Consider the following 24439-nt stretch of genomic DNA (forward strand, 5'->3'; position numbering starts at 1 on the left):
CTCGCACCGCGAGGGCCGAGTCGGCAGGGGTCGCTTCTTTGCCTTCTTTCTTGGCGATCCAAGAAAGACGGTCGCCTGCCGGGGCGAAATCCCGGCGCGGCCTCACGCAGTGAACAACACCAAACGCAAAACCGAGCGAGCCTTCGACACACGCAGCGGACCCTGCCCTGAGGTATCGAAGGGTCAGGCTGAGCGGCTGGTGGTGCGTGAGCGACCGCGCAAGGTGTGATGCCAACCGCCTGGTGAAGCGGCGCTGCGAGATCCTCAGCGGAGTGCAGAGGCTCGCGCACCGGGGCCTACCGATTCACCTTCTTTCGGCAGCACCAGGCAGCAGCGATCGCCAGCGCGCGCCCAAGCGCCGAGCCGCGCGTCGAGCTCGGGCGAGAGCGGCTCGGTTGTGTAGATCGTCCACACCAGCCTGAGCACCGAGCCCGGCAGCAGGCCCCCGAGCAAGATGCGCGCTTGATCGCGCACCTCATCTTCATCCAGCCTTAACTCGGCCAGCCGCTCGGTGCGCAGCCGAAGCACGAGCACCACCGCGCGATAGCGCCGCCCGTCATGCATCAGCTCGTCAACCCCGGCACACCAGGCAGCGGCGACGGCCGTCGATCCAGCCAACACTTCGCGAAGGATGGCCCAGCTGTCGTCATCCAGCACAGCCGGGATCACGTCGCCTTGCTGCAGTTTCTCGACGGCGAGGCCGAGCGCACGCCCACGCTTGTCACGCGCGCGGGCTAGCAGCGCGTCATTGCGATCGCGCTGCGCGTCGTCGGCCAACAGCAGGGGATGGTGCGCAATCTGGTCACGCGCTGGCAAGGCCCACAGCGGGTCGCTCTTGATGCACGCCTCCAATGTCGCAACGCCCTGCGGGTCACCTGCCTTCAGCTGTGCAGCGCCAAGCAGATAGCGCGCGTGGCTGTCGCCTGCGGCATCACCGAGCCAGCGGCGTGCAACAGCCATCACCGATGCAGGATCACCGTATTCGAGCTCAAGCTGCGCGCGCGCAAGCGTCTCGTCTTGCGCCGCCCGCAAGGTGTCGAGCCGCCGGCGCTGGCAGCGCTGGCGGATGTGCTGTTGTCGCCACATGCTCGCGTTCTGCTCGTGCCAGCTGGCGTCGTGTCGCGCAATGGCGTCTCCCCACTCAGGAAACCATGCCGCCCCAGCCACTTGCTCGGGCAGGCGACAGGCACCGAGCGCCTGTTCACCGCTCACCCCCAAGGCACGGATGCGTTCAGCGGTCGACGGGTGCGTGTCATTCGGGTTCGATGCCTTGTCTTTCAGCACTTCGAATTCTTCCGCTTGCGGTGGCTTCGTGAGCACACGCTGTTGCACGTAAGCCATCCAGGCCGGAGGCGGCATCTCTTGCGTGGCAATCAACAGCGGCAGCTCCTTGCTCGCCATGGCGCCCCACCGGCGATCGAAAACCGCCAAGCTCAGCAGCCCCGACGCCATCCGCGAGTGGCCCACGATGCTGGCGCCATAGGCGTCGGCTTCGTACTCGCACAGGCGCGAGTAGTTGAAGGCGAGCTTGGAGAAGCGCGGGGCGAACCAGTGCGCAAAGAATGCGGCACCGCGTTCAAGCAGCGAAAACGAGGTGAGCGGCCCGCTGGCATATGAGACCCAATCGGCACGCGCGCGGTAAATCCACTGCCCCAGGCGGCCATGGCGGTGCGAGAAATGCCCCAGCTCGTGCGCAATCACGCCGCGCACCGTGTCCACATCAGTCAAGGCCAGCAAAGGCACGCCCAGGATGAGAACACGCTGTTTGCGCCATGGTTGCCAGTGCACCGGGGCTTCCAGCGCTGCGGCATTGAAATCGTTAACAAGGCGCACTTCGTCGATGCGCGGTGCGCCGATGCGGTCGGCCAGCGTTCCCAGATCTTTGAACAGCTCGGGTGCCTGGTCGCGCAAGACACGCGTGCCCGGTGTCTCGTGAAAGGGCTGTACAGCCCACCAGAAGAAGGCGGTGACGCCGAGAATCGGCCAGATGCCGAAGTAGCCCGACCAGGGGTTGAAGCGCATCAACAGGATGAAGGGCGCAATCAGCACCAGGTGATAGACGACCACACCCGACACCGCCGCCATCGCCAAGCTGAACATCCTCCAGCGTGAGATCGAGGGCAGTGCCGCCGCAGCAGCACCGGTCTGCACGTCTTCGCGCGTGGCGCTCATTTGTCTTTCCTCCCGCTGCCTTTTTTTTCCCCGGCCAAAGTATCACGCGCGGCGCGCACGCCATGAAAGTACGCCTCTTCAAACACCGAGTACGCCGACAGATCGCTGTGCGCAAAGGCAATGCGGCCTTGCGGTGGCCCCTGCGACAAGGCAAGCAGTGACGCGCTGCTGCGCAGGCCGGGCACCGGGATGCTCATGGCGTGGCCGTAGCGCATGAGGTCGATGCGCCGCACCTTGGATGGCAGATCTTTGTGCGCCTTAGCCAACTCTTGCAGCACGCCCGCCGCACGCGTGGCCCAGTCGTCTTTCAGCAGCGCTTGCCGGTGCGGCGGTGCCGCGCCCCACGACCAGTACGAGCTCAGCACCGTCGGCCCGAGGTAGGGCCGCGTACTCTGGTGCATGGCGTCGACGTAGCCCAGGCTCTCGCTGCCGTAGAGCACGTTGTCCCATGAGGGCGGCGCGCCCGGGCGGTCGGCCAGCGCTTCGCCCAGGTGCAGGTTGGCCACCATCCATGGCGCGTAGCGCGTGCGCGCAGCCACGTCTGCCAATGCAGCGGGCGGGGATTCGAGCAGACGCGCGGCGATGAACACCGGCACGGCAAGCACAACGCGACGCGCCGCCCAACGCTCCATGTGCGACCCGGCCGCATTCCAGGTGTCAACCTCCACGCCGCCACGCGTTTCTCTCACGCTCATCGCCACACGGCCCATGTGCAGGCGGTCTCGAAACGGCGCCGCCAGTTTTTCGGTGAGCCATGAGTTGCCCTCGGGCCAGGTGAGCACGCCTTCGCGTTCTTCTTGCGCAGCACCCGGCGCATGAAAGCCGTGGCGGCTCGCGAAGTAGTGCAGGCCGGCCCAGGCCGACACCTCTTGCGCACCCGCACCGAAGTCATCACGGCAACAGTAATCGAGGTACCAGCGCAAGGCGGGCGCGGTGATCTGCTGCGCCTGCAACCACTGCGAGAAGCTGAGTGCGTCGAGAGCATCGAGCTCGGGCCGCCAGGTCGAGCGCCAGGTGGGGATGGCAAAGGCCCGCCCTCGGCTCGCGTCGCTCACGAGTTGCGCAAAACGCTGGTACTGCGCCAGCGTGGCGGCTCGCTCAGCGGCAGGCAGCGCGTCAACGGGCGGCAGCAGGCCTTCGTGCCAATGACCGTCGATGAAGAGGCGCTCTTGCGGGCTGTGGCACAAGTGGCGCTCGTCGTAAACCGCCTGACCATTCACCATGCGGCGCAGGCCCAGCTCTTCCAGCAGCTGCGCCACTTCAGTGGCCTGCTCGCCCGGCACCGGCAGGTAGTGCGCGCCCAGCGGGCAGGCCATGCCGCCCATCTCGTGGCCGCGGCTGTTGCCGCCGGGCGAGTCTTCCAGGTCGAGCAGGTGCACGTCGTCAACACCGGCTTGACCCAAGACACGCGCGCAGGCCAAACCGGCCACGCCCGCACCCACGATGAGCACCCCGGCACGCCGCTGCACCGCAGGCGGCGGCAGGCTGCCGCTTTTCGTGTCACGCAACTTGTGCCCGCGCTCATACGAGGCACCGACCCAGCTGCCGTCGTAGTGGGGCTTGGACGTGCGCTGGCACGCGGCCAGTGGCAGCGCGGCCGCTGCGGCGAGCAAGGCGCGCCGACTTGGGCTCATAACAGCTTCATTGGTGTATGCGGCCCCACTCTTCCTCGAAAGTCTGCACCAGCACCTGGTTCGACAGGCGGTTGACCTCGGTGGGCACGCGGGCCATGTCGGGCGGGAACTGCAGCAGGGCGGGCAGGCCGGCCAGCGTGAGAAAACGCAAACCCGTCGGCAGCTGCGTGGGCGTGCGCAAAGGCCGCCGGCTGGCGAGGATGAAACCCCATTCGCCGAAGCTGGGCACATGCGCGTGGTACGGCGTGGTGGTGAGGCCCGCGGCTTCGAGGGTGGTGGCCACCGTCCAGAAACTCTTGCGCGCGATCAAGGGCGAGGTGGTCTGCACCACGGCATAGCCCGAAGCCGAAAGATGCGAGTCGATCAACGAATAGAAGCTAGAGGTGTAGAGCTTGCCGATGGAAAAGTTGGTCGGGTCGGGGAAGTCGACCACGATCACGTCGTAGCTGCCCGGGTTGGCCTCTAGCCAGGCAAAAGCGTCTGCGTTGACGATGCGCAGCTTGGGTGAGCGCAGCGAATCGGCGTTGAGCTGGCGCAGCAATGGCTGCTCGGCGAAAAGCTGGGTCATGTGCGGGTCGAGCTCGACCAACGTCACCGATTCGACGCTGGCGTACTTGAGCACCTCGCGCACTGCCATGCCGTCACCACCGCCGAGCACCAGCACGCGCTTGGGCGCACCCTGCGCCGCCATCGCCGGGTGCACGAGAGCCTCGTGGTAGCGATACTCGTCGCGCGAATGAAATTGCAGGTTGCCGTTGAGAAAGAGGCGCACGCCCACGCGGCTGGCCGTGACGACCACGCGCTGGTAGGCGCTGGTCTCGCTGTAGAGGATGTGGTCGCCATAGAACCGGTCTTCGGCCCAGGTGCTGATGCGGTCGGCGGCCGCCACCGCCGCCAGCAGCGCGGCCACCACGCACCCGCAGGCGACGACGTAAGCCGACAGGTGCCGCAGCTCGCCGCGAAAGAGCCACAGCGCCCACACCGCCACGCCCGCGTTCAGCAAACCGAAGAATGCGCCGGTGCGCACCAGGCCGAGCTGCGGCACCAGCAGCAGCGGGAACGCAATGGCCACGGCCAGGGCGCCGAGATAGTCAAAGGTCAACACCTGCGACACCAGGTCTTTCAGCGCATAGCGCTCGCGGAAGTGGCGCTTCAGGATGCGCATGACGAGCGGGATCTCAAGCCCGACCAAAATACCGATCAGCAGCACCATCGCGTAAAGCGCAAAGCGGAAGGACGGCGCCGCGAGTGTTTGCAGCGAAAACAACGCCGCCGGCATCAGCCCGCCGACCAGGCCCACCAGCAGCTCTATGCGCAGGAAGTGCGCCACCAGTTGCCGCTCAAAGAAGCGCGACAACCACGAGCCTATGCCCATCGCAAACAGGTAGCTGCCAATGACGGTGGAAAACTGCAGGATCGAGTCGCCCAGCAGGTAGCTGGCGAGTGCGCCTGCGGCCAGCTCGTAGACCAGCCCACAGGCGGCCACGACGAAGACCGACGCCAGCAGCGCGACTTCGGCGGGCTGGATGCGTGGCGCTGGGGCCGTCGCTTCAGGCCGGGTGTCAGCGCCCGACACGGTCAACCGTGGATGGCGGCAGAAACAATCAGGCCGATCGCGATGCACATAGCGCCGACCACGATGGCCAGCGCCGTGTTCTTCTTCTCGATGATCTCGGCCCACAGGTCATAGGGCGTGAGCTTGTCGACCACGATGAAGCAGACCCAGAACACCAGCACACCGATCAGTGCATACAGCATCGAGCCGAAGAAGATGGCGGGCTTGAGCCATTCGATTCCCATCATGAGACTCTCCTTTGAAAAATGAGATGCAGGTGGGTGGCGCTCACTTGTGGCTGCCCCCGCTAGAGAAACCACCAAATGAGCCGCCGCCCGTGCGATAGCCCCCGCTGCGGCGGCTGGCAAGGCAGTTTTGATACTCCTGCGACGCTTCGCCATAGCTTGCGCGCAGGCTGTCGCAATCGGGGCCGTCGTCGCTGCAGCGAAACATCATCAGCAAGACCACCACCACGAACACCCAGAAGAAGATCTTGCCCAGCAGGCCTGCCGCATTGCCCGAGGTGGGCAGGGTATCGCGCTTCAGCGCTGCACTCTTGTCGGGCGCGAGGCGAAAGGCCTTGGCCACCACGTCGGCGGCCAGCGTCTCGCCGCCAGACCATACGATTTCGCCATCGGTGCGCTCACGGTTGAGGCGCTTGGCCTTCGCATCACCCGCGCCTTGGTAGTCGGTGTTGTAGGTGAGCTCGTCGCGCTTGAGCTGCCAGTAAAACTCGCCCAGCACGTAGGTGACGCGACCGGTGTAGTCGTAGAGCTTGCGGTACAGGGCGCCCTGGTAGCGCAGGTTTTCGCCCACCGTGGCGGGCACACCGGTGATGGGCGCCGTCCAGCTCCAGCCGTCTTCGGAGTCGACCAGAAACGTGAAGCCCTCTTCGCGGTGGTACAGCAGGTACTCGCGCCAGAAGCTCTGCTCGCCATCGTCTACCTCGCAGCGCTCGGCGTAGCCCACCACCTGCCAGGGCTTCATTGGCTTGCCGCCTAGCGCCAGGTTGCCGACCGTGCCGAGTGGGATCTGCGGCTCAGTGCCGTTGGCTTGCGCGTAGTGCGCCAGGTCGCCGCCCACGCCTTGAGACACATCGACCACGGCATGGCACTGGTGGCACACGATGGACTGGGTGGTCGACAGCTTCAGTTCCAACGAGGTGCCGCAGCTTGGGCACTCGATGCTGCGCGCCTTCAAGGTCTTCTCGGCGTTGTCGGCCAAGCCCGTCATGGCGAGTTCGCTGATCGCGACCGAGAGGCCCACCGACCACTTGGGCACCGCCGCGTCGCTGTAGTCGAGCGTGCCAACTTCGTCGCGCGTGCTGCGCAGGTCGGCCACGATGAAGCCGCGCTCGGTGTTGGGCTTGAAGGGCAGCTCGCCTTGCGCCGCGATCAGCTTGGCAACAGTGACTGAAGCGACCGTCCAGCCCTGGCCGGCCACCATCTCTTGCGTGCCGGGACGCAGCTTGTCGGCGGCAGGCGCCGCGGCTTCAAGCGGCGCATCGAAGGCGATGACATAGCGGCCGTTGTCTTCGCTCAGCCAACCGCTGCGTCCGGAGTCGAACAGCGCATGCCACTCGTTCCAGGTGCCGTCTTTGAAGCGGTACTGCAGCCGGCCAACCAGCGTGAAGCCGGCGCCCTGGTATTTGCCGCCGGCACCCAGTTGCAGCGGCGAGTGGTCGTCGAACAACTCGGCGCTCTCGCCGATCTTGCGCAGTGCGTCGCCCTCGCGCACCACGGTGCTGCGGCAAAAGCTGCACACCGCGAAGGGCGACGCCGCAGAGCGAAATTCCACCGCCGCGCCGCAGTTTGGGCATGCGGCACGGTAGGCGCGTTGTGGGCTGGGTTCTGTGGCCAAGGGCGCGAAGGGGTCGAGGCTGGAGAGCGGCAGTCAAGCCAAACCGTTCGGGCTGAGGTATCGAAGCCCAGCGCAGGCTTCGATACCTCAGCCCGAACGGAAACGCATCAAACGAGCTTCTTCAGCAGCTCGGCCTTCTTGGCGTCGAATTCTTCCTGCGTGAGGATGCCCTTCACCTTGAGCTCGCCCAGTTTCTCGAGCGTGGCCATCACGTCGTCGGCCTTGATGGCCACGGGTACCGCAGCAGCGCCCACCGGCTGCGCGTGCAGGCCTTGCGAAAGCTGCTGTGCCATCACCTGGCCCAGCGCCACACCCGCGCCCAGGCCCATGGCGTCGCCGGCAATGCCGCCGCCGCCCGAGCCTGCGCCTTCGGCGAACTTCGGAATCGCCTGCGCCGTCTGGTACTGCATGAACTTGCCCATGTCATTGCCGACCATGCCCATGCCGATCTTCTGGTCGAGGATCTTCTGCAGCTCCTCAGGCAGCGACACGTTTTGCATCGTCACCGATTCGAGCTTCAGGCCCAGCTTCTCGAACGACGGTGCCGTGGCTTCTTGCAAGGCCTTGGCAAACTCGATCTGGTTGGCCGCGAGGTCGAGGAAGGCCACGCCGCTGGAGGCCACCGCGTCGGAGATGTGCTGCAGCATCAGGCCGCGCAATTGCCCGTCGAGCTCGGCCACGGTGTAGCTGGCGCGGGTGCCCGAGATCTCGGTGAAGAAGAGCTTGGGGTCGACGATGCGATACGCGTAATTGCCAAAGGCGCGCAGGCGCACAGCGCCGAAGTCTTTGTCGCGGATGGTCACCGGCTGGGTCGTGCCCCAGCGCTGGTCGATCTGCTGGCGCGTGCTGAAGAAGACCACGTCGCTCTTGAACGGGCTCTGAAAGAGCTTGTCCCAGTTCTTCAGGTACGTGAGCACCGGCAGCGTCTGCGTGCTGAGCTTGTACATGCCGGGGCCGAAGACGTCGGCCACCTTGCCTTCGTTGACGAAGAGCGCCATTTGCGACTCGCGTACGGTGAGCGAGCCGCCGTACTGGATTTCGTTGTCGGCCATGGGGTAGCGCCAGGCGAGCACGCCGTCGCCGGACTCTTGCCACTCCAGAATGTCGATGAACTGTTTCTTGATGAAATCCATCAGGCCCATGTCAGTCTCCCAGGTAGAGGGTGTGAATCATAGAGGCAGACACGGCAGGCGCAAACGACAAGGCGGACCGAAGTCCGCCTTGTGTTGCGATGAGCCGAGGCCCGCAAAAGCGAATCAGCCTTGGTTGCGGCGACGCACCGTCCAGCCCACTGCGACCAAGCCCAGCGCGAGCAGGGCGTAGGTCTTGGGCTCGGGCACCGGGGCAGCCACCGACGCGCCGACAGTGGCAAACACGCCGCCATAGCCCACCAGACCGCCGCCGAACAAACCCCCGTTTCGGCCGGTCACGTCACCGGTGACCACGAATTGATAAGCGCCCGCCAGCAGGTTGCTGAAACTGAAGCTCGATGCCGTGGAGTCCACGAGCGAACCCGACAGGCCGCCGCCGGAAAGGGTCACCGAGTTGAGGTCGATGTTGCGGCGCAGCGAGCCGTCCCACTCCAAGGTCAGGCCGAAGGAATCGGCCGGGCCGTTAAGGGTGAAGTTGTAGCAGTCTTCGAAATGCTGTGTCGAACCGAAGCTGTTGCCGAACACCTGCAGTGCGGGCGGGCCCATCACGCCCAGGCTGAATGTGTCTGTGCAGGCCGCCATGGCCGGAGAGCCTGCCACCAGCGCCAGCAGCACCGCCAGCGATTTGAATTTCATGGAATCTCCTCGGGAATTGGGTGCGTCGAAACGCGTAACTCAATGTGCCACGCAGCCCCCGCGACGTCTCGTTTGGCGCCCCCCGATTCACGGGGCAAAACGCCTCTGAAACACCCCCCCAATCAAGTGCCTGCAAAAGGTGGAATTTTTCGAATGTCTTGATCCGCGTGAAATACCTCTCAGCCTGTGGCTTTTCATGCGCGTTTAAGCACACAGGCGATCCTCGTTATGCTTTACGCCATGCCCGACCTGAAACACTCGCTTCGCTTGGCCATCGTGGGGGCCGGCCCCGTTGGCTTGGGCCTGGCGCTGCACGCGGCGCGTACGCTGCCTGCCGCCCACATCAGCCTCTTCGACAGCCGCCCTCTCGCTCAAGACGTGTCCGGAGACCCGCGAACGCTCGCGCTGTCCCTCGGCAGCGTGCAGCTGCTCCAGCGTCTGGGCGCATGGCAGGCAGACGCCGCCCAGCCTATTCTCGAAGTGCATGTGTCGCAGCAAGCGCCGTCACTGGGCGGCGTGCTGGCCGATGTGCTGGGCGAACCCGAGGTACGCATCTCGGCCGCCGAAGAGCGCGTGCCGCTGCTGGGTGCGGTGCTCAGCTATGGCGCCATCGTCGCCCCCTTGCAAGCCGCATGGCTGGCCGCCCGTGAACGGGAGCCCGATCGGCTGAGCACGCGCTTCGGCACGCCGGTGCAAGCCTTGAAGCCGCAAGCTGCCGGCGTTGAGATCGACGCCGGCATCGTCGACAGTTTCGACCTGGCCGTGGTGGCCGAAGGCGGCGTCTTCACCAGCGATGCACCTTCTTCCGTCGCGCCCGCGGTACGGCCGCCGCTGCGCCACGACTACGCCCAACACGCCTGGGTGGGCACCGTGCGCCTGGCCAACGCGCGGGCCGGCGTGGCCTACGAGCGCTTCACACGCCACGGCCCGGTCGCGCTGCTGCCGCTGAAAGACGGCCAGGCTGCGCTGGTGTGGTGTGTAAGCCGGGAAGATGACCCCGTCAGCGACCTCGACGGCGCGCAGCGCCTGGCCGTGCTCAACACCCTATTTCACCCCGAGGTCGGCGAGCTCACCGCCGTGTCGCCACTGAAACGCTTCGAGTTGGGGCTGACAGCCGAGCGCACACTCACGCGCGGCCGCACGGTGCGCATCGGCAATGCGGCGCAAACGCTGCACCCGGTGGCCGGGCAAGGTTTGAACCTCGGGCTGCGCGACGCTTTTGATCTGGTGCATGCACTGTCGCGCTCGTCGGACATCGATGCCGTGCTGCGTAAGCTCGAATGGCAACGCGCACCCGACCGCTGGGCCATGATCGCCGCCACCGATTTCCTCGCCCGCAGCTTCACCTGGAAGCTCCCCGGCGCCGGCGCCGCGCGCGGCTTGGGGATGATGGCGCTGCAGGCGTTGAAGCCCGTCAAATCGGCGCTTGCGCGCCAGATGATGTACGGCTCGCGCTAGCGACTCTGTTCACCTCAGACGATGCGGTGCGTCAACGCAGGCAGCTGAGCGCGTACTTCGGCAATGCGCTCTACATCGAGCTTGCCCATCACCACGCCCTCGCCCGCTTCGCGCAGCGCCAGCACCTCGCCCCAGGGGTCGATCACCAGGCTGTGACCGAAGGTGCGGCGGCCGTTCTCATGCAGACCGCCTTGCGCGGCCGCGATCACATAGCACTGGTTCTCGATGGCACGGGCGCGCAGCAGCACCTCCCAGTGCGCGAGGCCCGTGGTGTGGGTGAAAGCGGCGGGCACGGCGATCAGGTCGCAAGGCGGGGTCATCAAGCGGCGATACAGCTCGGGAAAGCGCAGGTCGTAGCAGATGCTCAAGCCCAGGCGCAGGCCGCCGACATCGCAGGCCACCGGCGTGTTGCCCGCCTGCAGCACGCGCCCTTCGTCGTAGCGCTCGCGACCGTTGTCGTAGCGAAACAGGTGCATCTTGTCGTAGCGCGCACTCAAGACCCCGAGCGGCGAATAGACGCAACAGGCATTGAACACGAGGTCTGCTTGTTGAGTGCGCAAGGGCAGCGTGCCGCCCACCACCCATACGCCGTGCTCGCGCGCGGCCTCGGCCAGCATGCGCTGGATGGGCCCGTCACCAGGCGCTTCGGCCAGCGCCAGCTTGTCGCGGTCGCTGTGGCCCATGAAGCAGAAGTACTCGGGCAATAAGACCAGCTCGGCGCCATCGCCTGCCGCCTCGGCGATCAGCCGGCGCGCTGTGTCCAGGTTGCGTTCGACGCTAGGGGTGGCCACTGTTTGCAGCGCAGCAATCCACATGAAAAAGGCTCCATTCGGTTGGCTGTCGCCCCGGCGAGACAGCGCGGGCAGCTTACGCCCCGACCCGCATGCCCACCACCCGGCAGTGCCCGGGGTTGTGGGGCAAAATCCGCCCGCCATGGGCTCTGAGACCTCTTCTGTCGGCGCCGACTACAGCCGCTTCGTTCAGCGTGTGCGCCGCCGCTTTGCCAGCGAGCTGCCGCTGCTCGCCGCCGGGCTGCCCGATCGCGCCAGCATCGAGGCCCTGATCAACACGCTGATGCTGGGCGGCCGCTCGCTGGCAAGCGCCTTGCGCGTAGCCCGCCACCTGGTGCTGGAGCGGCTGGCGGTGCTCGACATCGAGCAAGCCGCGCCCATGCTAGACATCACCCGCGCGATGACGCAGCTGGCCGAAACCACGCTGGGCCGAGCCGTGGCGCAGGCCTTCATCGATCAGGACGAACGCTACGGCGCACCCCTGAACGAAGCCGGCGAGCGCATCGATTTTTGGATCGTCGGCATGGGCAAGCTGGGGGCGCACGAGCTCAACGTGTCGTCTGACATCGACCTGATCTACGTTTACGAAGAAGACGGCCAGACCCGCGGCCCCAAGGTCATCAGCGCGCACGAGTATTTCTCGCAGGTGGCCCGCAGCCTGTATGCGTTGATCGGCGACAGCACCGATGACGGCTTCGTCTTCCGTGTCGACCTGGCGCTGCGGCCCAATGGCAACTCGGGCCCGGCGGTGGTGAGCCTGGCCATGCTGGAGGAATACTTTCTCGTGCAGGGCCGCGAGTGGGAGCGCTTTGCGTGGCTCAAGAGCCGCGTGGTCGCGCCGCTCTCCAGCGTGACCAATGGCCGCGCCCAGGCACTCAGCGCCACCGTCACGCCCTTCGTCTACCGCCGCTACCTCGACTACGGCGTGTTCGAAGGCCTGCGCCAATTGCACCGCAAGGTACGTGAAGAAGCGCAGCGCAGAGCCGCCGGCCGGCCCGAGCGCGCCAACGATGTGAAGCTCTCGCGCGGCGGTATCCGCGAGATTGAATTCATCGTGCAGCTGCTGCAGGTGGTGCGCGGCGGGCAGTTTCCCGAAATGCGCACGCGCTCCACGCTCAAGGCTTTGCAAAAGCTCGCCGACAGCGGCCTGATGAAGCCCGAGAGCGCACAGCGCCTGGCCGAGGCTTACACATTTCTGCGCCGCGTTGAGCACCGCATCCAGTTTCTCGACGACCAGCAGACGCACGTGTTGCCGACCCTCGATGCCGACCTCGGCTGGATCGCCCGCAGCATGGGCTTCACCTGCACCGCCGATACCTGCGAGCTGCTCAAGTACTTGGGCGAAACACGCGAGTTCGTGGCGACCGAGTTCGACGCGCTGCTGCACGACGGGCGCGCCCCTTCTGCCGCCAGCCCAGCCAACGGCGGCTGCCGCACCTGCGGCCCGACGCCGCCACCCGTCGACAGCGCAGGCTTCATGGAGCGCCTACCGCCCGAGCTCGCAGAGCGGGTGCGCACCTGGACCGACCACCCGCGCATCAAGGTGCTGCGAGAAGACAGCAAGCTGCGCCTCGCCCGCCTGGTGGTGCGTGCCGCGCAAGCGGTGGTCGACAAGACCTGCACCATGGAAGCCGCTACGCGCTTCATCGATTGGCTGGAGCCGCTGCTGCGGCGCGAGAGCTACCTCGCGCTGCTGGTCGAGCGCCCCGAGGTGCAGAACCGGCTGCTGCGCCTGTTGGGCCTGGCGCGCTGGCCCGCGCAGTTCCTCATGCGCCACCCCGGCGTGATCGACGAGCTGGCCGACGAACGCCTGCTGCACAGCCGCTTCGAGCGCGACAGCTTCATCGCCGACCTGGAAGCGCGTCACGAGGCCTGGAGCCGCTTCGGCCAGGCCGACGAAGAGTCGCTGCTCGACACGCTGCGCCGCGCCCACCACGCCGAAGTGTTCCGCACCCTGGTGCGCGATGTTGAAGGCCACATCACCGTCGAGCAGGTGGCCGATGACCTCTCGGCGCTGGCCGACGCCACCTTGCAGTGCACCATCAACTGGGCCTGGAGCCACCTGAAGCAGCACCACCGCGAGTCGCCACGCTTTGCCGTCATCGCCTACGGCAAACTGGGTGGCAAGGAGCTCGGCTATGGCAGTGACCTCGACGTGGTGTTCGTCTTCGACGACGCCGACGAGCCCGACACCGACCGCGCCGCCGAGGTCTATGCCGCCTTCGTGCGCAAGCTCATCAACTGGCTGACCACGCGCACTGCCGCAGGCGAGCTGTTTGACATCGACACGGCGCTGCGGCCCAACGGCAACTCGGGCCTGCTCGTCACCTCGGTCACCTCGTACGAGCACTACCAGAAAGGCCGTGGCAACAACACGGCTTGGACGTGGGAGCACCAGGCCATCACCCGCGCCCGCTTCTGCGCCGGCACGCCTGAGCTGGCGCCTCGCTTCGAGGCCGCGCGCCGGGCGGTCATCTGCGCCGAGCGCGACGTGGAGGCGCTGCGCGCCGAGATCCAGGCCATGCGCGAGAAGGTGCGCTCTGCACGCCCGGTGAAAACCGGGCTGTTCGACGTGAAGCACAGCGCCGGCGGCATGATGGACGCCGAGTTCGCCGTGCAGTACCTGGTGCTGGCGCAAGGCAAGGCCCACCCCGGTTTGCTGGACAACGTCGGCAACATCGCCCTGCTGGAGCGCGCCGAAGCCTGCGGCCTCTTGCCGGCGGGGGTGGGCCACGCTGCAGCCGATGCCTACCGCGAGTTGCGCCGCGCGCAGCACCGCGCGCGCCTCGACGAAAAGCCGACCCAGGTCGACCCCGCCGGCGTGGCCGTGCAGCGCGACGCCGTGCTGGCGCTGTGGCGCGCCGTCTTCCCGGTGGCTTGATGGGTTTGCTGCTGCGCCAACCAGGCGCCGCCTGGTTGGCGGTGGCGCTGTCGCTGCTCGTCGGCAGCGTGCTGTCCCTGGTGCTGCACGCCACCGCCGCGCTGGAGTGGCAGCCCGCGGCGGCCGCCACACAACCCTGGCGCTGGTGGAGCGCCGCCTTCGTTCACTACAGCACACTGCATGTGGTGGGCAACCTCACCGGGTTGGCCTTGACCGCAGCCTTCGGCTGGGTCTCGCGCGTGCCGCTGCGCGCGGCAGTGGCCTGGTTCTTCGCCTGGCCACTGACCCACCTGGCATTTCTGATCGCCGTGCCCGAGCTGCTGCACTACGGCGGGCTGTCAGGCGTGGTGCATGCCGGCGTGGCCGTTGTCATCACCCACCTGCTCCTCACGGGTACACGGGGCCAACGCGCGGTGGCCGCGACGGTGCTGGCAGGGCTCATCGCCAAGATCGCCACCGAGACGCCGTGGCGCGAAGCCGTGCAGCACCACGAAGGCTGGGACATCGGCATCGCCCCCATGGCCCACGTAACCGGTGTGCTGTCGGGCACGCTGTGTGTGCTCATCGCCCATGCCTGGTGGCGACATTCATCTCAAGACTCTGCACATGTCTGACCGCAAACCCCATCTCGACGCGTTGGCCGTGGTGTCGCTCATTGTTTGCAGCTTTCTCTGGGGCCTGAACCAGGTCGCCGCCAAGGCGACGTTGGCCGAGATGTCGCCCTTGATGCAAGCCGCCGTGCGTTCGGTCGGCGGTGTGGCCTTGGTGCTGCTGTGGGCGCGCCTGCGCGGCATAGCGCTCTTTCAGCGCGACGGCACGCTGCCTGGCGGTCTGCTGGCGGGGGTGTTGTTCGCAGCCGAGTTCGCCTGCATCTTCATTGGGCTGCAGTACACCACTGCGTCGCGAATGATCGTCTTCATCTACTTCGCACCCTTCATCGTGGCGCTGGGCATGCCCTTCATCGCTCACTCGGAGCGGCTGTCGGCAATGCAGACAGGCGGGTTGGTGCTGGCGTTTGTCGGGGTGGCCAGCGCCTTCGCCGAGGGTTTCACTCAGCCGGCCACCGGCCGGCAGCAGTGGATCGGCGACGCGCTGGGCGTGTTGGCCGCATTCCTGTGGGCGGCCACCACGCTGAGCATTCGCGCGAGCAGGCTCAGCACGGCCTCAGCCGAGAAGACGCTGGTCTACCAACTGGGTGTCTCGGGCGTGCTGCTCGGCCTGGGCGCGCAGTGGCACGGCGACACTTGGCCTCAGCACTTGTCCGCCATGGCCGTCGGCTCGCTCGCCTTCCAGACCGTGGTCGTGGTGTTCGCAAGCTATCTGCTTTGGTTCTGGCTGGTGCGGCACTACCCGGCGACACGGCTGGCGGCATTCACGCTGCTGACGCCGGTGTTCGGCTTGTTGATGGGTGTGCTCTTGCTGGGCGAGCCGGTCACCGCGCGGCTGCTGCTGGCGCTGGGCGGCGTGGCCGTCGGCATGACGCTGGTGAACCGGCGCTAGCTCCGGATACGCTTGACCAGCGAGGTGGTCGAGTAGCCGTCGACAAACGGAATGGAGCGCGCGTCACCGCCCCAGCTGCGCACGGCCCTGGTTTCGGCCAGGGTCTCGATGTCGTAGTCGCCGCCCTTCACATACAGCTCGGGCCGCACCAGCGCGAGCAACTCAACCGGCGTCTGCTCGTCGAACAGCGTCACCAGGCTTACGCTTTCCAATGCCGCCAGCACGCAGGCACGATCGGCTTCAGCATTGAGCGGTCGGTCGGGGCCCTTGCCCAACAGGCGTGCCGAGGTGTCGCTGTTGAGGCCGATGACCAGGCTGCCACCCAGCGCGCGTGCTTGCGCGAGGTAGCTCACGTGGCCGCGGTGCAAGATGTCGAACACGCCGTTGGTGAACACCACCGGCCGCGCCAGTGCGCCCAGGCGGGCGGGCAGCTCGGCGCGGCTGCACAACTTGTCGAGGAAGGTGGTCGTCATGGGGCGAGATTGTCGCCTGCGTGGCAGCCCCGGCAAGCACGCGCGGCCTAGACTGCGCGACAACAACAGGAGACAGACATGACGATCACGCTGTGCGGTTCCACCATCTCGAACTACTACAACAAGGTCAAGCTCGCGCTGCTGGAAAAAGGCATTGCCTTCACCGAAGAGAAGGCCAACACCGGCAGCGAAGACGAGGCCGTGCTGAGCGCCACGCCGCTGGGCAAGATTCCCTTCATGCGAACGCCGCAAGGCACCCTGTGCGAGAGCCAGGTGATCCTCGACTACCTTGAAGCCACCCACCCCACGCCGGCGCTGATCCCGGCCGACCCGTGGCAGGCCGCCAAGGTGCGCGAGCTCATCACCTTCATCGACACCTACCTGGAGCTGACTGCGCGCCAGCTCTACGACAAGGCCTTTTTCGGCGGCGAGCTGAGCGAAGCCGACGCGGCACGCATACGCGCAAAGCTTGAGAAGCAGATCGTCGCCTTCAAGCGCCTGGCCAAGTTCACGCCCTATGTGGCCGGCGACAGCTTCACCATGGCCGACTGCGCTGCCTGGGCCAACCTTCCGCTGGTCTCGATGGCCACGAAGGCGGTGTATGGCGTTGACCTGCTGGCCGCTGCCGGCGTTGACCTCAAGGCCTACACCAAGAAGGTCGACGAACGGGCCACGGCGCAGAAGGTGAAGGCCGATCGCAAGGCCGACCAGGCCAAGGCATAGACAGGCGCATCAAAAGAAAAGGCCCGCACTGTGCGGGCCTTTTTCATGGGCGTGAGCCTCAGGCGGGCAGCGGGCCGGGCGGTTGTCCGGCAGCGACCTTGGCCGCCACCTTGGCCGTCACTTCCTTGCGGAAGCGGTTGAGCTCTTGCACGCTGGCGAAGCTGCGCTCCATCAGCAGGCTCATGTTGTGCAGGATGCGCTCGACGACCTTGGTTTCCCACACGGCGTCGAACTGGATCTGCTTGTCGAGCCACTGCTCCAGCCACTGCGGGTTGGGCAGGCGGCTCTGGATGGTGTCGCGCGGGAACAGCTTTTCATTCACGTGCAGGTTGGTCGGGTGCAGCGCCTGCGCGGTGCGGCGGGCGCTGGCCATCAGCACGCCCACCTTCGCAAACGCGGCACGGGCTTCGTCGCCAAATTTCTGCATGGCGCGCTTCATGTAGCGCAGGTAGGCGCCACCATGGCGGGCTTCGTCGCGTGCCAGCGTTTCGTAGATGGCCTTGATGACCGGCTCGGTGTGCCACTCGGCCGCGCGGCGGTACCAGTGGTTGAGGCGGATCTCGCCACAAAAGTGCAGCATCAGCGTTTCGAGCGCGGGGGCCGGGTCGAACTCGAAGCGCACTTCGTGCAGCTCGGCTTCGGTGGGGCACATGTCGGGCCTGAAGCGGCGCAGGTATTCCATCAGTACCAGCGAGTGCTTCTGTTCTTCGAAGAACCACACGCTCATGAAGGCCGAGAAATCGCTGTCGTCGCGGTTGTCGCGCAAGAACATTTCGGTGGCAGGCAGGGCCGACCACTCGGTGATGGCGTTCATCTTGATGGTCTGGGCTTGCTCTTCGGTGAGCTGGCTGCCATCGAACTCATCCCACGGAATGTCGGTGTCCATGTTCCAGCGCACGGCTTCGAGTTGCTTGAAGAGTTCGGGATAAAGCATTTTCAGCCTTTGGTGGGTTGACCCTGCATTTTAGTCGCGCGCTTCATGACAGCTGTTTTGCGGCCCCTGCACGGCCCAAGGTCATGACCGCTGCGCATCCATTCGGCCACATCGTGCGTAGGCAAGTGGATGGGCGCACGATGGCCCTTCTTTCACTACGCCATGAGGCTGTTGCCATGACCAAGCGCTTCCATTCCCTGTGGGCATTGACAGCCCTGATGGCCTTCGCAGGCCACGCCCACGCCGCCGGCTGCCCCGCCCTGCTCAACCGCGAAATCCCCCGCCTGCAAGACGAGAAACCGCAGAGCCTTTGCCAGTACGCCGGCAAGGTGGTGCTCGTGGTCAACACCGCCAGCTTCTGTGGCTTCACGCCTCAGTACAAGGGGCTGGAGGCGCTGTACAGCAAGTACCAGTCGAGAGGCTTGGTGGTGCTGGGATTCCCGTCGAACGACTTCTCGCAGGAGCCGGGCGACAGGAAAGCCATTGCCGATTTTTGCGAAAACACCTACGGCGTGAAGTTCCCCATGTTCATGAAGACGCGCGTGGCCGACTCGGCCGGCACCCAGAAGAGCCCGCTCTATGCCGACCTCAAGCAGATCAGCGGAGAAGCCCCGAGCTGGAACTTCCACAAGTATGTGATCGCCCGCGACGGCAAGACCGTGCAGAGCTTCGGAACCAAGATTTCGCCTGATGACGCGAGCTTCGTGAAAAACATCGAAAAACTGCTTGATGCAAAATGAAGACTGATGAGTTATATTTCATACCAGTCAGTTCAAACCGGGTTGAGTGCCATGTCGAAAATCATCTGCAAATCGAGGGAACTCAGCGCCCCCCAGGGCGTCGAACCGGGCGTTGGCGTGCTCTTCGTGCCAACGCAAGCCATTTCTATGCTGCACAGCCGGCCGGTTGATCCGGTTGGAATCCCGGGGGGTGTTCCCTCCTCCCTCCTCCCTCCCTTGTTCCCCCTGGGGCGCTGTGCAGCAATCTTTATTCAACGGGGCGCGGCCTGATGCGCCGCGTCGCCGTCATCGGGTCGGGCATCTCGGGCCTGTCTGCCGCGTACACGCTGGCGCCCGACGCCCAGGTCACGCTCTTCGAGGCGGGTGACTACTTTGGCGGCCACACCCATACGGTCGACATCACGCTCGATGGGCCGGACGGCAAAGTCACACACGGCATCGACACCGGTTTCCTGGTCTTCAACGAGCGCACCTACCCCAAGCTGATCGCCATGCTGGCTGACTTGGGCGTGGCGACCACCAGCTCAGACATGTCGTTTTCGGTGAAGGTGCCCGACGTGGGCCTGGAGTGGAGCGGCAGCGACCTCAACACAGTGTTCGCCCAACGGCGCAACCTGGTGCGGCCAGCCTTCCTGCGCATGCTGGCCGACATTTTGCGGTTCAACAAACTCACCACCGCGCTGGCCGAGCGCGGAGAAGACGCGGCGCTGCAGCAGCCCATAGGTGACTTCCTGGCCGAGCACCGCTTCTCGACCGAGTTTCGCGAGTGGTACTTCCTGCCCATGATCGGCTGCATCTGGTCTTGCCCGACGGATCAGATGCTGCGCTTCCCCATCGCCACCATGATTCGCTTTTGCCACAACCATGGCCTGCTGCAGGTCACCGACCGGCCGCGCTGGTTCACGGTGACGGGTGGCGCGCGCAACTACGTGCGCAAGATGCTGCCACGCATTGCCGACGCCCGGCTCAGCACGCCGGTGCGCAGCGTGCGGCGCACGGCCTCTGGCGTTTTTGTGAGCACCGACAGCGGCACCGAGCACTTCGATGACGTGGTTCTGGCCTGCCACAGCGACCAGTCGCTCGCGCTGCTGGCCGACCCAACAGCCGACGAGCGCGAAGTGCTAGCCGCCATTCGCTACCACCGCAACCGCGCGGTGCTGCACACCGACACCTCGGTGCTGCCCACCCGCCCGCTGGCCTGGGCCGCCTGGAACTACGAGCGCGCCACAGACGGCCCGCGCGAGCAGGCCGCTGTGTGCCTGCACTACCTGATCAACCGCCTGCAACCGCTGCCGTTCAAGCAGCCGGTGGTGGTGTCGCTCAACCCCGTGCGCGAGCCGCTGGCCGGCACCGTGCATGGCGAGTTCGACTACGCCCACCCGGTGTTTGACAGCGCCGCCATCGCCGCGCAACAGCGCCTGCCCGCACTCCAAGGCCAGGCGCACACCTGGTTTTGCGGCGCCTGGACGCGCTACGGCTTTCATGAAGACGGCCTGATGTCGGGCCTGGCCGTGGCCGAGGGTTTGCAGCAGCAATGGGCGAGCCGCCTCACCCGGGAGGCCGCGTGAATTTGCCGATGATCGGCACCGGCCAAGTGCAGCACACGCGGCTGCGCCCGGCCAAAAACAGCTTCACCTATGGCACCTACTTCTTGATGCTGCCCATGCGCAGCCTGCGCACGCAGCCCTCGCCCGCATTGAAGCGAAACCGCTTCGGCCTGATCAGCTTCCACGACCAGGACCACGGCGACGGCCGCGCCGATAGCCTGGCCTGGCTAGACGCGTTGCTGGCCCGTGAAGGCATTCGCGACGCCACCGGCGAAACCTGGTTGCACTGCTACCCGCGCGTGCTCGGTCACACCTTCAAGCCGGTGAGCTTCTGGTACTGCCACCGCGCCGACGACTCGCTGGCCGCCATCGTGGTCGAGGTCAACAACACCTTTGGCGAGCGCCACTGCTACCTGCTGCACGGGCCCGACCTCGCGTTCGGGCGCGAGCTCCATGCCGCCAAGGTGTTTCACGTCTCGCCGTTCTGCGACGTGGCCGGCAGCTACCGCTTTCGCTTCTTGCGCACGGGGCTGCATCCATCGGCCGAAGGCCTGCGTAAGAACTCGCAGAGGACGGTGGCACGCATCGACCACGACGACGAAAGCGGCCCGCTGCTGCAAACCAGCGTGTCGGGCAGCTTGGTCGAGCTGACGCGGCGCAACACGCTCGGTGCCTTCTTCGGCATGCCGCTGATGACGGTCTTCGTCGTGGCGCGTATCCACTGGCAGGCACTGAAGCTGTGGGTCAAGCACGTGCCGTTCTTCCGCAAACCCGAGGCGCCCAAGGCCTTCGTCACCCGATAACCGGATCAATGGACTTGCCACGATGAACACCAGCACCCAAACGAGTTTCAGCCCCCCGGCCCTGCTAGCCCACGCCCCCGCCGCAGCGCAAGCCGTGTTCAGGCTGCTGAAGAACCTGAAGCACGGCACGCTCGACGTGCAGCTGCCCGAAGGCAGCCATGTGCGCTTCGGCACCCCGGCCGGCGGCGAGCTGCGCGCATCGATCCGCCTGCGCAGCTGGAACGTCTGCGGCGCCGCACTCAAGTCGGGCGACATCGGCTTTGCCGAAAGCTACATCGCCGGCGAGTGGACGACGCCCGACCTGGCCAGCCTGCTCAAGCTCTTCATCGCCAACCGCGACGAGATCGAGACCATGGTCTACGGCACCTGGTGGGGCTCGCTGCTCTACCGCGCCAAGCACCTTTTCAACCGCAACTCGCGCAGCGGCAGCAAGAAAAACATACACGCCCACTACGACCTGGGCAACGAGTTCTACCGCCTGTGGCTAGACCCGACGATGAACTATTCGAGCGCCTGGTTCGAGGGCGACCACAGCCAGAGCCTGGTCAGCGCGCAATGGGCCAAAGTGCGGCGCGCGCTGCAGCAGTGCGAGGTGAAGCCCGGTGACCGCGTGCTGGAGATCGGCTGCGGCTGGGGTGCGCTGGCCGAGTGCGCGGCGCGTGAGTTCGATGCGCACGTCACCGGTGTCACCTTGTCGAGCGAGCAGCTCGCCTGGGGGCAAGCGCGGCTGAAAGACGCCGAGCTGAAGGGCGACCTGCGCTACCAGGACTACCGAGACATTGCAGATGGCCCCTTCGACGCCATCGCCTCCATCGAGATGTTCGAGGCCGTGGGCCGCGAGTACTGGCCTAGCTTCTTCGAGACCTTGAAGCGCCAGCTCAAGCCCGGCGGCAAAGCCTGCATCCAGAGCATCACCATCCGTGACGACCTGTTCGACCGCTACGTGAAGTCGACCGACTTCATCCAGCAATACATCTTCCCTGGCGGCCTGCTGCCCAGCCCGAGCGCGTTTCGTGCAGCGGCGGCCAAGGCGGGCCTGAAGATCGTCAACGAACTCTCCTTTGGCGAAGACTATGCCGAGACGCTCAAGCGCTGGCGCGAGCGTTTCATGGCCGAAGACGCGCGCGTGCGTCGCCAGGGTTTCGACACCCGCTTCATGCGCATCTGGGAGTTCTACCTCGGCTATTGCGAAGCCGCCTTCGCCACCGGCAACACCGGCGTCATGCAGTTCACGCTGCAGCGCGACTGAGGCCACCTTCATGCCCAAGCTCTCACGCCGAAAGACGCTGCTGGCACTGGCTTGCCTGCCGCTCGGTGCGTGGGCGCAACCGGCGCAGCTGCCGGGCGCGCGCCTGCTCGGGCAAGGCCAGCTCACGTTTTTCGGTCTCAGCATCTACAACGCCAAGCTGTGGGTCACCGACGCCTTCAAAGCTGATGACTTCACCCAAAGCCCGCTGGCGCTGGAGCTGGACTACGCACGCGCGCTCGATGGTTTGAAAATCGCCGAGCGTTCGCTGGTCGAGATGAAGCGCGTGGGCGAGGTGAGCGAAGACAAGGCCACAGCCTGGCTCGCCGCCATGAAACAGGTCTTCCCCGACGTGAACAAGGGCGACCGCATCACCGGCCTGTATCAGCCCGGTGCAGGCATGCGCTTCTTGCTCAATGGCAAGCCGCAGGGTGAGGTGCGCGACCCTGCATTCGCCGCACTCTTCATCGGCATCTGGCTCTCGCCACGCACCTCAGAGCCCAAGCTGCGGCAAGCCTTGCTGGGCTTGGCATGAGCGCGACCCTGGCCACGAGCTGGACGGGCCGCTGGCAGAACGGCGTGAGCTACGGCGCGCCCGGCTTTGCACTCGCCTTCGTGGCGCTGCCGCTGTATGTGGTCTTGCCCAATCACTACGCCAGCGCGTTCGGCGTGCCGCTCGCGCTGCTGGGCGCGGTGCTGCTGGGCGCTCGCCTGCTAGACGCCGTGATCGACCCGCTGATTGGCCGCTGGGCCGACACGCTGCTCGACCGCTCCACCACCCAAGCCTGGGCCGTGATGGCGATGGCAGCGCTGGTGCTGGCCCTCGGCTTTCACGGCCTCTTCTTTCCGATGGTGGCGCGCGACAACACCGCCGCCCTGCTGACCTGGTGCGCGGCCCTGCTGGCCGTCACCTACCTGAGCTATAGCGTCATCACGGTGATCCACCAGGCCTGGGGAGCTCGCCTTGGAGGCGACGAGGCGCAGCGCGCCCGCATCGTCGCCTGGCGCGAAGGCCTGGCACTGTGCGGTGTGCTGGTCGCGAGCGTGCTGCCGTCGGTGGCAGGGTTGGGTGCGACGACGCTGGTTTTCGCGCTGGCACTTGCCGCTGGCATTTCGCTCTTGCGCAATGCACCTCAGCCTCAGCGCCCCAAGCAGCTCGAGCTGCCATCGCTGCGCCTGCCTCTGAAGACGCCAGCATTCCGCAAGCTCCTGGCGATTTATCTGCTCAACGGCATTGCGAGCGCGGTGCCCGCAACGCTGGTGCTGTTCTTCATACGCGACCGCTTGCAAGCACCGAGCTACGAGCCGCTCTTCCTCGCCAGCTACTTTGCAGCGGCCGCCTTGTCGATCCTGTTGTGGGTGCGGTTGGTGGCGCATTTCGGCCTGGCGCGCAGCTGGCTCGCCGGCATGCTGCTCGCGATTGCCGTGTTTGCATGGGCCAGCCTGCTGGGCAGCGGCGACGTGGCGGCCTACACCGCGGTGTGCGTGCTGAGCGGTGTGGCCCTGGGCGCCGATCTCAGCCTGCCCGCCGCGCTGCTGGCCGGCGTGATCCAGACGGCCGGCCACGCCGGCCGAGCCGAAGGCGCTTACTTCGGTTGGTGGAACTTCGCCACCAAGCTCAATCTCGCACTCGCGGCAGGCGTGGCCTTGCCGGCCTTGCAGCTGTTCGGCTACGCGCCGGGCAGCCACAACACACAGGCCCTAGGCGCCCTCGCAATCGCCTATTGCGTGCTGCCCTGCGTGCTCAAGCTCGGCGCCGCGGCGCTGCTGTGGACCCAATGGATCAAAGGAACCCCATGAAGCGATTTCTCTGTTCGACTGCGATTGCCTTCGGCCTTGCCCTTGGCCTTGTTGCGTGCGCCTCGCCCACCCCCTCGGACTACGCGGCCGAGAAACCAGTGCTCGACCTGCAGCGCTACTTCAATGGCGACATCACCGCGCACGGCATCTTCACCGACCGATCGGGCAAGGTGGTGCGCCGCTTCACCGTCCTGATGAAGTGCCAGTGGGCAGGCGATGAGGGCGTGCTCGACGAGGCCTTCACCTACAGCGATGGCAAGAGCGACCGCCGCGTGTGGAAGCTGAAAAAGTTACCCGACGGCAAGTACACCGGCACCGCGGGCGACGTGATCGGCACGGCCATCGGCCAGGCCGCAGGCAACGCCTTTCAATGGGCCTACACCCTGAAGCTTCCGGTGAACGACAGCGTCTACGAAGTGCAGCTCGACGATTGGATGTACCTGATCGACGAGCACGTGATGCTCAACAAGGCCGTGATGCGCAAGTTCGGTATCCGCCTCGGCGAAGTGACGCTGTCCTTCCACAAGCCCTGACC

At 65.9% G+C, this 24439-nt stretch carries 22 protein-coding genes; 12 read left to right on the plus strand and 10 right to left on the minus strand.

Annotated features, from left to right (window positions below):
- Positions 1-264: 264 nt before the first annotated feature.
- The 7 genes from AC30QB_RS19790 to AC30QB_RS19820 all read right to left on the minus strand — a co-directional run bounded on the left by AC30QB_RS19790 (position 265) and on the right by AC30QB_RS19820 (position 9008).
- The gene (locus AC30QB_RS19790; RefSeq protein WP_489547986.1) at positions 265-2172 is read right to left on the minus strand and encodes a M48 family metallopeptidase; all 1908 of its coding nucleotides are present in this window, start codon (positions 2170-2172) and stop codon (positions 265-267) included.
- Positions 2169-3806, minus strand: a complete 1638-nt coding sequence (locus AC30QB_RS19795) for a flavin monoamine oxidase family protein (RefSeq protein WP_489547987.1) — start codon at positions 3804-3806, stop codon at positions 2169-2171. Before AC30QB_RS19795 ends, AC30QB_RS19790 begins: the two co-directional genes overlap by 4 nt.
- A gap of 7 nt (positions 3807-3813) precedes the next feature.
- Positions 3814-5382, minus strand: a complete 1569-nt coding sequence (locus AC30QB_RS19800) for a polyamine aminopropyltransferase (RefSeq protein ID WP_489547988.1) — start codon at positions 5380-5382, stop codon at positions 3814-3816.
- A 2-nt stretch (positions 5383-5384) separates the two neighbouring features.
- Positions 5385-5609 (minus strand): DUF350 domain-containing protein, encoded by a 225-nt coding sequence (locus AC30QB_RS19805; protein ID WP_489547989.1) that lies wholly within the window; start codon positions 5607-5609, stop codon positions 5385-5387.
- 40 nt (positions 5610-5649) lie between these two features.
- Positions 5650-7158, minus strand: coding sequence for a DUF4178 domain-containing protein (locus AC30QB_RS19810; protein WP_489547990.1), 1509 nt, complete (start codon positions 7156-7158; stop codon positions 5650-5652).
- 170 nt (positions 7159-7328) lie between these two features.
- On the minus strand, positions 7329-8363 hold the full coding sequence (locus tag AC30QB_RS19815) for an SPFH domain-containing protein (protein WP_489547991.1): 1035 nt from the start codon (positions 8361-8363) through the stop codon (positions 7329-7331).
- A 114-nt stretch (positions 8364-8477) separates the two neighbouring features.
- Positions 8478-9008 carry an FxDxF family PEP-CTERM protein gene (locus AC30QB_RS19820; RefSeq protein ID WP_489547992.1) on the minus strand — a complete coding sequence of 177 codons (531 nt, stop codon included), beginning with the start codon at positions 9006-9008 and terminating at the stop codon, positions 8478-8480.
- 240 nt (positions 9009-9248) lie between these two features.
- On the opposite strand from AC30QB_RS19820, the gene AC30QB_RS19825 reads away from it, so the two are divergent.
- The gene (locus tag AC30QB_RS19825) at positions 9249-10466 is read left to right on the plus strand and encodes an FAD-dependent monooxygenase (protein ID WP_489547993.1); all 1218 of its coding nucleotides are present in this window, start codon (positions 9249-9251) and stop codon (positions 10464-10466) included.
- Between the two features lie 14 nt (positions 10467-10480).
- Here AC30QB_RS19825 and AC30QB_RS19830 read toward each other — a convergent pair whose 3' ends face one another.
- The gene (locus tag AC30QB_RS19830; RefSeq protein ID WP_489547994.1) at positions 10481-11281 is read right to left on the minus strand and encodes a carbon-nitrogen hydrolase family protein; all 801 of its coding nucleotides are present in this window, start codon (positions 11279-11281) and stop codon (positions 10481-10483) included.
- 118 nt (positions 11282-11399) lie between these two features.
- Here AC30QB_RS19830 and glnE point away from each other — a divergent pair, with 118 nt between their 5' ends.
- The 3 genes from glnE to AC30QB_RS19845 are packed head-to-tail and all read left to right on the plus strand — an operon-like array spanning position 11400 to position 15638.
- A complete protein-coding gene (glnE, locus tag AC30QB_RS19835) occupies positions 11400-14138 on the plus strand; it encodes a bifunctional [glutamate--ammonia ligase]-adenylyl-L-tyrosine phosphorylase/[glutamate--ammonia-ligase] adenylyltransferase (RefSeq protein ID WP_489547995.1) in 2739 nt (912 codons plus the stop codon).
- On the plus strand, positions 14138-14752 hold the full coding sequence (gene rrtA / locus AC30QB_RS19840) for a rhombosortase (protein WP_489547996.1): 615 nt from the start codon (positions 14138-14140) through the stop codon (positions 14750-14752). The genes glnE and rrtA overlap by 1 nt, the downstream gene beginning before the upstream one ends.
- Positions 14745-15638: a DMT family transporter gene (locus AC30QB_RS19845; RefSeq protein WP_489547997.1), complete on the plus strand. Its 894-nt coding sequence runs from the start codon at positions 14745-14747 to the stop codon at positions 15636-15638. The genes rrtA and AC30QB_RS19845 overlap by 8 nt, the downstream gene beginning before the upstream one ends.
- On the opposite strand, the gene rfaE2 is transcribed toward AC30QB_RS19845, so the two are convergent.
- Positions 15635-16111, minus strand: coding sequence for a D-glycero-beta-D-manno-heptose 1-phosphate adenylyltransferase (gene rfaE2, locus AC30QB_RS19850; RefSeq protein WP_489547998.1), 477 nt, complete (start codon positions 16109-16111; stop codon positions 15635-15637). The two genes, AC30QB_RS19845 and rfaE2, sit on opposite strands and share 4 nt — an antisense overlap.
- A 78-nt stretch (positions 16112-16189) precedes the next feature.
- Between rfaE2 and AC30QB_RS19855 the strand changes: the two genes are divergently transcribed.
- On the plus strand, positions 16190-16834 hold the full coding sequence (locus AC30QB_RS19855; protein ID WP_489547999.1) for a glutathione S-transferase family protein: 645 nt from the start codon (positions 16190-16192) through the stop codon (positions 16832-16834).
- A gap of 58 nt (positions 16835-16892) precedes the next feature.
- Here the strand turns inward: AC30QB_RS19855 and AC30QB_RS19860 are convergent, their stop codons facing one another.
- A complete protein-coding gene (locus AC30QB_RS19860; protein WP_489548000.1) occupies positions 16893-17768 on the minus strand; it encodes a diiron oxygenase in 876 nt (291 codons plus the stop codon).
- A gap of 176 nt (positions 17769-17944) precedes the next feature.
- Here AC30QB_RS19860 and AC30QB_RS19865 point away from each other — a divergent pair, with 176 nt between their 5' ends.
- The 7 genes from AC30QB_RS19865 to AC30QB_RS19895 all read left to right on the plus strand — a co-directional run bounded on the left by AC30QB_RS19865 (position 17945) and on the right by AC30QB_RS19895 (position 24437).
- On the plus strand, positions 17945-18508 hold the full coding sequence (locus AC30QB_RS19865; RefSeq protein ID WP_489548001.1) for a glutathione peroxidase: 564 nt from the start codon (positions 17945-17947) through the stop codon (positions 18506-18508).
- A gap of 269 nt (positions 18509-18777) precedes the next feature.
- Positions 18778-20076, plus strand: a complete 1299-nt coding sequence (locus AC30QB_RS19870; protein ID WP_489548002.1) for an NAD(P)/FAD-dependent oxidoreductase — start codon at positions 18778-18780, stop codon at positions 20074-20076.
- On the plus strand, positions 20043-20858 hold the full coding sequence (locus AC30QB_RS19875) for a DUF1365 domain-containing protein (RefSeq protein ID WP_489548003.1): 816 nt from the start codon (positions 20043-20045) through the stop codon (positions 20856-20858). Before AC30QB_RS19870 ends, AC30QB_RS19875 begins: the two co-directional genes overlap by 34 nt.
- Positions 20859-20880: 22 nt before the next feature.
- Positions 20881-22107, plus strand: coding sequence for a class I SAM-dependent methyltransferase (locus AC30QB_RS19880; RefSeq protein WP_489548004.1), 1227 nt, complete (start codon positions 20881-20883; stop codon positions 22105-22107).
- A 10-nt stretch (positions 22108-22117) separates the two neighbouring features.
- Positions 22118-22639, plus strand: a complete 522-nt coding sequence (locus AC30QB_RS19885; RefSeq protein ID WP_489548005.1) for a chalcone isomerase family protein — start codon at positions 22118-22120, stop codon at positions 22637-22639.
- Positions 22636-23904, plus strand: a complete 1269-nt coding sequence (locus tag AC30QB_RS19890; protein ID WP_489548006.1) for an MFS transporter — start codon at positions 22636-22638, stop codon at positions 23902-23904. Before AC30QB_RS19885 ends, AC30QB_RS19890 begins: the two co-directional genes overlap by 4 nt.
- Positions 23901-24437 (plus strand): DUF3833 domain-containing protein, encoded by a 537-nt coding sequence (locus tag AC30QB_RS19895; protein WP_489548007.1) that lies wholly within the window; start codon positions 23901-23903, stop codon positions 24435-24437. Before AC30QB_RS19890 ends, AC30QB_RS19895 begins: the two co-directional genes overlap by 4 nt.
- The last annotated feature ends 2 nt before the right edge of the window (positions 24438-24439 follow it).

The sequence above is a fragment of the Rhizobacter sp. genome (assembly GCF_046595475.1).
GTDB lineage: Bacteria > Pseudomonadota > Gammaproteobacteria > Burkholderiales > Burkholderiaceae_C > Rhizobacter.

What these genes read in the sequence shown, in the direction of transcription:
- AC30QB_RS19870 (WP_489548002.1), top strand. Translation starts at nt 18,778, where the DNA reads ATGCGCCGCGTCGCCGTCATCGGGTCGGGCATCTCGGGCCTGTCTGCC.
- AC30QB_RS19845 (WP_489547997.1), top strand. Translation starts at nt 14,745, where the DNA reads ATGTCTGACCGCAAACCCCATCTCGACGCGTTGGCCGTGGTGTCGCTC.
- AC30QB_RS19885 (WP_489548005.1), top strand. Translation starts at nt 22,118, where the DNA reads ATGCCCAAGCTCTCACGCCGAAAGACGCTGCTGGCACTGGCTTGCCTG.
- AC30QB_RS19890 (WP_489548006.1), top strand. Translation starts at nt 22,636, where the DNA reads ATGAGCGCGACCCTGGCCACGAGCTGGACGGGCCGCTGGCAGAACGGC.
- AC30QB_RS19790 (WP_489547986.1), bottom strand. Translation starts at nt 2,172, where the DNA reads ATGAGCGCCACGCGCGAAGACGTGCAGACCGGTGCTGCTGCGGCGGCA.
- AC30QB_RS19805 (WP_489547989.1), bottom strand. Translation starts at nt 5,609, where the DNA reads ATGATGGGAATCGAATGGCTCAAGCCCGCCATCTTCTTCGGCTCGATG.
- AC30QB_RS19865 (WP_489548001.1), top strand. Translation starts at nt 17,945, where the DNA reads ATGACCAAGCGCTTCCATTCCCTGTGGGCATTGACAGCCCTGATGGCC.
- AC30QB_RS19820 (WP_489547992.1), bottom strand. Translation starts at nt 9,008, where the DNA reads ATGAAATTCAAATCGCTGGCGGTGCTGCTGGCGCTGGTGGCAGGCTCT.
- AC30QB_RS19825 (WP_489547993.1), top strand. Translation starts at nt 9,249, where the DNA reads ATGCCCGACCTGAAACACTCGCTTCGCTTGGCCATCGTGGGGGCCGGC.
- AC30QB_RS19830 (WP_489547994.1), bottom strand. Translation starts at nt 11,281, where the DNA reads ATGTGGATTGCTGCGCTGCAAACAGTGGCCACCCCTAGCGTCGAACGC.
- AC30QB_RS19815 (WP_489547991.1), bottom strand. Translation starts at nt 8,363, where the DNA reads ATGGGCCTGATGGATTTCATCAAGAAACAGTTCATCGACATTCTGGAG.
- AC30QB_RS19880 (WP_489548004.1), top strand. Translation starts at nt 20,881, where the DNA reads ATGAACACCAGCACCCAAACGAGTTTCAGCCCCCCGGCCCTGCTAGCC.
- rrtA (WP_489547996.1), top strand. Translation starts at nt 14,138, where the DNA reads ATGGGTTTGCTGCTGCGCCAACCAGGCGCCGCCTGGTTGGCGGTGGCG.
- AC30QB_RS19875 (WP_489548003.1), top strand. Translation starts at nt 20,043, where the DNA reads ATGGGCGAGCCGCCTCACCCGGGAGGCCGCGTGAATTTGCCGATGATC.
- AC30QB_RS19895 (WP_489548007.1), top strand. Translation starts at nt 23,901, where the DNA reads ATGAAGCGATTTCTCTGTTCGACTGCGATTGCCTTCGGCCTTGCCCTT.
- AC30QB_RS19855 (WP_489547999.1), top strand. Translation starts at nt 16,190, where the DNA reads ATGACGATCACGCTGTGCGGTTCCACCATCTCGAACTACTACAACAAG.
- rfaE2 (WP_489547998.1), bottom strand. Translation starts at nt 16,111, where the DNA reads ATGACGACCACCTTCCTCGACAAGTTGTGCAGCCGCGCCGAGCTGCCC.
- glnE (WP_489547995.1), top strand. Translation starts at nt 11,400, where the DNA reads ATGGGCTCTGAGACCTCTTCTGTCGGCGCCGACTACAGCCGCTTCGTT.
- AC30QB_RS19795 (WP_489547987.1), bottom strand. Translation starts at nt 3,806, where the DNA reads ATGAGCCCAAGTCGGCGCGCCTTGCTCGCCGCAGCGGCCGCGCTGCCA.
- AC30QB_RS19860 (WP_489548000.1), bottom strand. Translation starts at nt 17,768, where the DNA reads ATGCTTTATCCCGAACTCTTCAAGCAACTCGAAGCCGTGCGCTGGAAC.